The sequence below is a fragment of the Arthrobacter sp. NPDC055138 genome, assembly GCF_053607305.1.
This window is the reverse complement of the sequence record NZ_JBSGTH010000003.1, coordinates 86,937-95,094: the sequence shown is the minus strand read 5'-3', so window position 1 is coordinate 95,094 and position 8,158 is coordinate 86,937. Positions and strand designations below refer to the sequence as shown.

Sequence of the window (8,158 nt, the reverse complement as noted above, 5' to 3'; positions counted from 1 at the left end):
GGGGGGAAGAAAAAAGCAAAAAACGCGGAGCTCCGTTTGGTGGAGCAGACAACCCCTCCTCCCTCCCCCCCTCCTCCCTTTTTTTTTCTCCCTCCCCTCCCCCCCCCCCCCCCCCAGGACCATATCCCCTGCAATAACAAGGCCTTGCCCTCGCGGCCGGACCAGCAACCACGATCTTGGAGACAGCATGCGCACCAGCGTGTACATGGAAGAACTCGACGCCTTTACCTACAGCGAACGCATCAGCCAGGACAACGCCGTGGTGCTGATACCCGTTGGCTCCATCGAACAGCACGGCCCGCACATGCCGCTCAATGTCGATGTGCTCCTCTCCAAGGCCCTGGCCGGAGCAACAGCCGAGGCAATCGACGCATTGGTCGCCGCACCGGTGGTCTACGGCTACAAGTCCCAGCAGCGTTCGGGGGGCGGCAACCACCTCCCTGGCACCACCAGCTTGGACGCCACCACCATGATTGCCATCGCGAAGACACTGACGCTGGAATTTGCCCGGCACGGTGCCCGGAACCTCGCCTTCATCAACGGCCACTTTGAGAACTACCAGTTCCTGTACGAAGGAGTCGACCTGGCGCTCCGCGAGCTGCACCAGAGCGGCATCGACGACGCCAAAGTGGTGCTGCTCTCCTACTGGGACTTTGTTGACGACGCCACCATCGCCGAGTTGTACCCGGACGGCTTCACCGGCTGGGACCTGGAACACGGCGGCGTGCTGGAGACATCGCTGATGCTGCACTTGTACCCGGAGCGGGTCCGGATGGACAAAGTGGTCGATGCCCCGCCCGCCGTCCTGCCCAACTACGACGTCCTGCCGGTCAGGCCCGAACTGACCCCGGCGTCCGGCTGCCTCTCCTCCGCCGCCGAGGCGACGTCCGGCAAGGGCATCATCCTGCTGGAACGTGCCTCCGCTGGCATGGCCGCAGCCCTCTCCCACGAGTTTCCCGTCGCGGCGCTGCAGCCGGCCCGCCAGAACGATCCTGAATCCGTCGGCGCGCTCTGACGACATGCTGGAACGACGCGGCGATTATGCCTTTGACTACAACCTCCACGGCGGCACGGCACCGGTGACGATGCAATGGCTGTTCCACGAACAGTCCCGCCTGCCGGTCGCCGTGCAGACATGGGAGCTGCCGCCGGGCGGAACCGAAGGCATGCACTCGCATCCGGACAGCAGCCGCGCGCTCGAGGAACTCTATCTGGTGCTGGAGGGAGCGGCGCGGATGACGGTGGACGGCCAGGTTCACCATCTGGCCGCGGGCGACGCGGTGCTGGCGCCGGTGGGCTCGGAGCACGATCTGGCCAATACCGGTTCCGGACCGCTGCGCGTGCTGGTCGTCTGGGGAGAGCCCGGCACGGCCGACTACACGGCGTTCGGTTCGCACCGCTCGGCGAAGGCCGCCCGCGCCGGCGAAGCCACGAGCGGCTAGGCGACGCTCCCTGCCATGTCCCAACAGCGTCGATCCGGACGGAATTTGAGACTATGGTCCCATGGCTGAACCTGAAGAGCTCGACGACGAGGCATCACCGGACCTGAACCGTGGGGTGCAGTCTGTGGACCGCGCCATCACCGTGCTGGAAATCCTGGCCCGGCGCGGGGAATCCGGAGTCAGCGACATCGCCGAGGAAATGGGCGTGCACAAATCCACGGCCTCACGGCTGCTGGCGTCGCTGGACCACCGGGGCATGGTCCAGCAGAACACCGAGCGCGGAAAGTACCAGCTGGGGTTCGGCATCCTGCGGCTGGCCAACTCCATCCCCGGAAACCTGAGCCTGGTCCGCGAGGCCCGGCCGGTGCTGGAGCAACTGGCCGACCAGTACAAGGAAACCGTGAACCTGGCGGTGCTGCGCTCCAACTTTGCCGTCAACGTGGATCAGGCCCGGGGCACCGCCACTCTGGCGATGTCCGACTGGATCGGCAGCCTAACGCCCCTACACGCCACCTCAAGCGGCAAGGTGCTGCTGGCCGGGCTCAGCTCGGAGGACCGCTTGAAGATCGTCAAGCAGACGCGGTTGCCGGCGCTGACGGCGAAGACGATCACGTCCCGGCAGAAGCTGGAGAAGGAGCTGCTGCTGGTCTCCGCCAACGGTTACGCCGTGGTCCGGGAGGAATTCGAGATCGGCCTGAACTCCATTGCCGTCCCGGTCTGGGACCACTTGGGATCCGTGATCGGTTCGGTCAGCATTTCCGGTCCCGCGTTCCGGTTCAAGCCGCAGGAGATGCCTGGCCTGATCGAGGACATCAAGCAGGCCGGGCAGGACATCAGCGCCCGGATGGGCTACTCCCGCGAGAGCTGAACCGTGCCGGTGTGGCACCAGCTGCCCCATGACGACGACGGCGACAGGACGCCGTCGGGGCGGCGGCTGCTCTCAAGTGACTGCGACGGACGTCAATTGACGACGACGGCGGCTGGCTCCGCCAGGCGGGCCGTGACCCACTCATGGAACGCGCTGATGTGGTGTTCGCTGGGAACCAGCACTCCGCCCTTGGCGTAGATCTTGGAGCTCATCGCCGGCTGGCAGCGTTCGCAGGCGTCGAAGTCCTGCTGATTGACCCGGTGGAACAGTTCCACCGATGCGGTGAGGTCCCTGCCCGCTTCCACCACGCTGGGCATGTACAGCCAGTCGCATTCCACCACGGTCCGGTCGGCGGCCAGCGGAAACATCCGGTGGATGATCACGTGGTCGGGCACCAGGTTGACGAAGACCGTCGGTTTGATGGTGATGGCGTAGTAGCGCCGGTCTTGGTCCTCGCCGATGCCCGGAATGCGTTCAAGCCCTTCGGAACCATCCACGGTGAAGCCCTGGATGTCCTCGCCGAATTCGGCGCCGTGTCCCACGAAGTACTGCGCGGCGAGTCCGTCGGCGAATTCGGGCAGCACTTCGGTTAGCTCCGGGTGGATGGTGGCGCAGTGGTAGCACTCCATGAAGTTCTCGATGATGAGCTTCCAGTTGGCCTTCACGTCGTAGCTGATCCGGCGGCCCAGGCTGAGGTTCGCGATGTCGTAACCGGCGATCGCACCGGCGTCGCCCAGCCGCTCTTCGATCGCTCCCACCACATCGTCGTCGAAGGACGGCGGTTCATCCGCCAGGCACAGCCACACGTAGCCCATGTATTCGCGGACCGGCACGTCCACCAGCCCGTACTTCTGCCGGTCGATGTCCGGCATCTTGGTCAGGTTGGGCGCTGCGATGAGCTTGCCATCAAAATCGTACGTCCAGGCATGGTAGGGACATTGGAACGAACGACCTGCCTCCCCGCTCTCTTCGATGCAGAGTTTGACGCCCCGGTGCCGGCAGATGTTGTAGTACGCACGTACCGCGCCCTTGCGGTTCCGGGTCACAATGACCGATTCGCGCCCAATCTGCACGGTCCGATAGGCACCGGCCTTGTCCAGATCGGCGGACCTGACCGCACAGAACCACATCTGCTCGAAGATGCGTTCCTGCTCGGCCCGGAAGACGTCGTCGTCAACATAGGTATGGCCGGGCAAGGTGGCGATCAGGCTCTCCGAGACGATCTCAGCGGTCATGCGGTACTCCTTGGATACAGAACGGTTTTCAGTGTTCGTTGGGGAAGGCTGGTTAGGAGGCTGCGACCAACGCGCCCGCCGCTGCGTCCGCGTACCGTTCGGCTTCGCGGTTCAAGAACTTGCGCCACTTGGTGAACTGGCGGACCTCGTTGACCCCCAACACGGCGACCGGTTCGTCCCCCGCGTAGTAGACGGCTAAGAAGCTCTGGTCTTCGAGGCAACCGTGCTCCACCTGGACACGGTCGTGTCCGTGTACATGCCCGGCGAATTGGATCCGCGAGCCGTACTGGTCCGACCAGAAATACGGCGGTTCGACCGTCCGCGGCGCCGGCCCGCCCTGCAACAAGGCGGCAATGGCCAAGGCCGGACGCTCCAGAGCACCGGTCCAGTGCTCAACCCGGTGGTGCGCCTGCAACCGAGGGTTCCACCAGGCCGCGCAGTCGCCGACGGCCACTACCGACGGGATGTTGGTGCGGCCCGCAGCGTCGCAGAGCACGCCGTTGCCCAACTGGATGCCGGAACCGATCAGCCAGTCGGTGTTCGGCTGTCCGCCGACGCCCACCAGCACAAGGTCGGCGGGAAGCTCCCGGCCGTCGTCGAGCACTACGTGGCTGACGCTGCTTACATCTTTCCGGAACGATGCGATGGAGGTGCCGCACAGCATGTCCACTCCCCCGGCGGCATGCAGACCGGCCACGGCAGCGCCCATCTCGGCTCCCAGGGCCCCGGAGAGCGGGGCGGCGGAACGTTCGATGACCGTCACGTCGAGGCCTGCGTCACGCGCCGTCGAGGCGGTTTCGGCGCCGATGAAGCCGGCGCCGACCACCACCATTTTCCGGCCGGGCTGCAATTGCCCGCGCAGCGCACGGGCGTCGTCGAGGGTGCGGAGCGTGAAGACATTGCTGCAGCCATCGACTTCGGGCAGGACCCGCGCCGATGCGCCGGTGGCGAGAACCATTCCGTCCGCGGCGAGGCTCCGTCCGTTGCTGAGCTCTACGGTCATCGACTCAGGGTCCATGCTTTCGGCCTTCACGCCGAGGATCCACTCCGCAGCCAGATCGTCGTCGACCTCCGACAGCGCCAGGTCCGCCTCAGAAATCCGCCCGGCCAGGAAGTCCTTGGACAGCGGCGGACGGTCATAGGGCGGATGGAGTTCGTCCCCCACGATGACCAGTCGGCCTGCAAAGCCCTGCGCGCGTGCCGCGCGGGCAGCGGAGAGACCGGACAGTGATGCCCCGATGACGACGAGGGTCTGCATAGGGAGGCCTTTCAGAACAGCAGCGGGTGGGTCCATCAAGTAGCGCTGTACGCAACAAGATGCGCTATGTGAAACAGAATGAAGATTCGCGCCCACACTGTCAAGGGCTTTGCGCTGCCTATTTTTTGGGCGGAGAAAAATGCGGGCAGACCCTTGACAACGGAATGTGGCGGGGCACACTGTTGCCTATTGTGAACATCGTTGTTCAGCACGGAACTTTCCGCGTTACGCGGTGGCTAGAAAGAAGGCGCCCCATGCACGAAGCCTGCCCGTTGAGCCAGCTGGCACCCGGCGACGCCATCAGGCTGGACACGTCGCCCCCCATCGCTGTCTTCCACACCGAAGAAGGCGAACTCTTCGCCATCGACGACACCTGCACCCATCAGGACGCCTCGCTGGCCGACGGATGGGTGGAGGGCTGCGAAGTCGAATGCCCGCTGCACGCATCAAAATTCAATCTGCGCACCGGCGGGGTTGACGCGCCACCGGCCAAACTCCCGGTCCGGGTCCACGAGGTGGTCGTCCAGGACGGCACCATCATGGTCCAGGAGTCGGAAGCGGCACCGAACCTTCCGCCCGGCCTGAAGGTCGACGGGCACGTGTAGTCGGCGGACGGGGAGCGATGGCGACCGCCAGCCAGCAACCAACCTGCCCGCCGCAGCCCGGAGATTCCACCCGTGCACTATGTCCCGCAGAACCCGCCTATTCCGTCCACGCACCTTGGCCCGTCCAGTTTTCTGAAGGAGCATTGCCGCATGAGTTCCACCCCGCGCGTCGTCATCATTGGAGCCGGGATCGTTGGCGCCAACCTAGCGGATGAATTGGCCGCCCGCGGCTGGAGAAACGTCACCGTCTTGGAGCAGGGCCCGCTGCATCTGGCCGGCGGCTCGAGCTCTCATGCCCCGGGGCTGGTGTTCCAAACGAACCCGTCCAAGACCATGACCGAATTCGCCGGCTACACGGTGGACAAAATGCTCTCGCTGACGGCTGACGGCCTCTCCTGCTTTAACCAAGTGGGCGGGCTGGAGGTGGCCACCACCCCCGCCCGCTTCGAAGATCTCAAGCGCAAGGCCGGCTTCGCCGCGTCTTGGGGCGTGGAGGCCCGGCTGATAGATCCGGATGAGTGCGAGAAATATCATCCGCTGCTGCCCGCCGGCAACGTGCTCGGCGGCCTGCACATCCCGTCCGACGGCCTGGCGCTGGCCGCCCGCGCCGTCCGCTTGCTGATTGCCCGTGCCTCCGCCGCCGGAATTGAATTCCGCGGTTCCACCACCGTGACAGGCATCGAGCACGACGGCGGACGGGTCACCGCGCTGGCGACCGATACCGGGAGGGTGCCGGCCGACCTCGTTGTTTGTTGCGCAGGATTTTGGGGGGCGAAGGTGGGCGCGATGGCCGGCATGACCGTGCCGCTGCTCCCGCTGGCGCACCAATATGTGAAGACCTCCGCCCTGCCGGAACTGGCCGGCCGGAACGAACCGCCCAACGGTGCGCGGCTGCCCATCCTGCGGCACCAGGACGCGGACCTGTACTTCCGCGAGCATGGTGACCGGCTCGGGATCGGCTCCTACGCGCACCGCCCCATGCCGGTAGATCTGGCCGGGCTGCCCGCCGTCCCGGCCGCCGAGATGTCCGACGACCGGATGCCGTCCCGGCTGGACTTCACGCCGGCGGACTTCGATCCGTCCTGGCGGGAGAGCCAGCGGCTGTTGCCCGCGCTCCACGGCGCCAGCATCACCGACGGTTTCAACGGCATTTTCTCCTTCACCCCCGACGGCGGACCGCTGATCGGCGAGTCGCCGGAAGTCGCCGGATTCTACATGGCGGAAGCCGTGTGGGTGACCCATTCCGCCGGCGTGGCCAAGGCGGTGGCGGAACTGCTGGTGGACGGCGGGTCGCAGACGGACCTGCACGACGGCGATGTCCGCCGGTTCGAAGACGTGCAACTGGCCCCGGACTACATCAGCCAAACGTCGCAGCAGAACTTCGTGGAGATCTACGACGTGCTGCACCCGCTGCAACCGCGCGAGTCGCCGCGGAACCTGCGCACCAGCCCGTTCTTCGGCCGCCAGCAGGAACTCGGCGCGGTGTTCCTGGAGTCCGGCGGCTGGGAGCGCCCGCACTGGTACGAAGCGAACGCGCCGCTGCTGGCCGACCTGCCGCAGGAATGGCGGGAACCCGACCGCGAAGCCTGGGCAGCCCGGTATCACTCCCCCATCGCCGCCGTCGAAGCGTGGAAGACGCGCACCGCCGTCGCCATGTATGACATGACCCCGCTCAAACGGGTTGAGGTCTCCGGCCCGGGCGCGCTGCCGCTGCTGCAGCGGCTGAGCACCGGCCAGCTGGACAAGCGGCCCGGCGCGGTGACCTACTGCCTGCTGCTGGACGCCGCGGGCGGCGTCCGGAGCGACATCACCGTGGCACGGCTGGCGCCGGAACGGTTCCAGGCCGGCATCAACAACAACGCCGATTACGAGTACCTGCGTGGCGAGGCGGCCGCGCAGTCGGCAGCGGACCCGGAGCGGTGGGCACAGGTCACGGACATCACGCCGGGAACGTGCTGCATTGGGCTGTGGGGGCCGCTGGCGCGCGAGGTCATGGCCAAGGTCAGCGCCGACGATTTCAGCAACGCTTCACTGAAGTACTTCAGGACGGCACAGGTGCGCATCGCCGGGTTGACGGTCACGGCCATGCGGCTTTCCTATGTGGGCGAACTGGGCTGGGAGCTGTACACCTCTGCGGACCAGGGCTTGCGGCTGTGGGACGCACTGTTCGAGGCCGGGCAGGAGCAGGGCCTCGTCGCCGCCGGCCGTGCGGCCTTCAACAGCCTGCGGCTAGAGAAGGGGTACCGGCTCTGGGGCACCGACATGACCACCGAGCACACGCCGGAGGAAGCCGGCGTCGGCTTTGCGGTCAAGGCGGACAAAGGCGACTTTGTTGGCGCCTCTGCGCTGGCGGCTGCCGGGGCGCCGTCCCGCAGGCTGCGCTGCCTGACCATCGACGACGGCCGGTCGGTGGTGATGGGCAAGGAACCGGTCTATGTGGACAACGACCTGTCCGGGTACGTCACCAGCGCCGCGTTCGGCTACACGGTGGGGCGGCCGGTGGCCTACGCCTGGCTCCCCGCGGACACCTCCGAAGGCGACACTGTGGAGATCGAGTACTTCGGTCGCCGCGTTCCCGCCACGGTCGCCGCCGAACCGCTGGTCGATCCCGGCATGGAACGGCTGCGCAGCTGACGGCGGGTGCACGGTCCTTGGGCGTGCGCGGTCAGCGGCCATGTGCGGCGTGAGGCCGTGCGCGGTCAGCGGCCATGTGCGTCGTGAGGCCGTGCGCGGTCAGCGGCGCAGCGTGT

Annotated in this window: 7 protein-coding genes; 5 read left to right on the top strand and 2 right to left on the bottom strand. The window is 66.4% G+C overall.

The features are described 5' to 3' along the window. The first annotated feature begins 187 nt into the window (after positions 1 to 187). From ACWF5H_RS08595 to ACWF5H_RS08585, 3 genes are all read left to right on the top strand, one after another. A complete protein-coding gene (locus ACWF5H_RS08595; RefSeq protein WP_452036196.1) occupies positions 188 to 1,015 on the top strand; it encodes a creatininase in 828 nt (275 codons plus the stop codon). A gap of 4 nt (positions 1,016 to 1,019) precedes the next feature. Next, entirely contained in the window at positions 1,020 to 1,442 is a 423-nt protein-coding gene (locus ACWF5H_RS08590; RefSeq protein ID WP_452036194.1) for a cupin domain-containing protein, read from the top strand. Between the two features lie 61 nt (positions 1,443 to 1,503). Continuing rightward, a complete protein-coding gene (locus ACWF5H_RS08585) occupies positions 1,504 to 2,310 on the top strand; it encodes an IclR family transcriptional regulator (RefSeq protein WP_452036193.1) in 807 nt (268 codons plus the stop codon). Between the two features lie 92 nt (positions 2,311 to 2,402). Here the strand turns inward: ACWF5H_RS08585 and ACWF5H_RS08580 are convergent, their stop codons facing one another. Continuing rightward, positions 2,403 to 3,545, bottom strand: coding sequence for an aromatic ring-hydroxylating oxygenase subunit alpha (locus ACWF5H_RS08580; RefSeq protein WP_452036192.1), 1,143 nt, complete (start codon positions 3,543 to 3,545; stop codon positions 2,403 to 2,405). Between the two features lie 52 nt (positions 3,546 to 3,597). Further along, positions 3,598 to 4,803, bottom strand: coding sequence for an NAD(P)/FAD-dependent oxidoreductase (locus ACWF5H_RS08575; RefSeq protein ID WP_452036190.1), 1,206 nt, complete (start codon positions 4,801 to 4,803; stop codon positions 3,598 to 3,600). A gap of 254 nt (positions 4,804 to 5,057) precedes the next feature. Here ACWF5H_RS08575 and ACWF5H_RS08570 point away from each other — a divergent pair, with 254 nt between their 5' ends. Together ACWF5H_RS08570 and ACWF5H_RS08565 are read left to right on the top strand one after the other, a co-directional pair. Then, on the top strand, positions 5,058 to 5,408 hold the full coding sequence (locus tag ACWF5H_RS08570) for a bifunctional 3-phenylpropionate/cinnamic acid dioxygenase ferredoxin subunit (protein ID WP_364651968.1): 351 nt from the start codon (positions 5,058 to 5,060) through the stop codon (positions 5,406 to 5,408). Between the two features lie 150 nt (positions 5,409 to 5,558). Then, on the top strand, positions 5,559 to 8,042 hold the full coding sequence (locus ACWF5H_RS08565) for a GcvT family protein (protein WP_452036188.1): 2,484 nt from the start codon (positions 5,559 to 5,561) through the stop codon (positions 8,040 to 8,042). Positions 8,043 to 8,158 lie beyond the last annotated feature (116 nt).

Bases quoted from the DNA above. Each gene is read 5' to 3' on its own strand.
- ACWF5H_RS08595 (WP_452036196.1), top strand. From the start codon at position 188: ATGCGCACCAGCGTGTACATGGAAGAACTCGACGCCTTTACCTACAGC.
- ACWF5H_RS08590 (WP_452036194.1), top strand. From the start codon at position 1,020: ATGCTGGAACGACGCGGCGATTATGCCTTTGACTACAACCTCCACGGC.
- ACWF5H_RS08585 (WP_452036193.1), top strand. From the start codon at position 1,504: ATGGCTGAACCTGAAGAGCTCGACGACGAGGCATCACCGGACCTGAAC.
- ACWF5H_RS08580 (WP_452036192.1), bottom strand. From the start codon at position 3,545: ATGACCGCTGAGATCGTCTCGGAGAGCCTGATCGCCACCTTGCCCGGC.
- ACWF5H_RS08575 (WP_452036190.1), bottom strand. From the start codon at position 4,803: ATGCAGACCCTCGTCGTCATCGGGGCATCACTGTCCGGTCTCTCCGCT.
- ACWF5H_RS08570 (WP_364651968.1), top strand. From the start codon at position 5,058: ATGCACGAAGCCTGCCCGTTGAGCCAGCTGGCACCCGGCGACGCCATC.
- ACWF5H_RS08565 (WP_452036188.1), top strand. From the start codon at position 5,559: ATGAGTTCCACCCCGCGCGTCGTCATCATTGGAGCCGGGATCGTTGGC.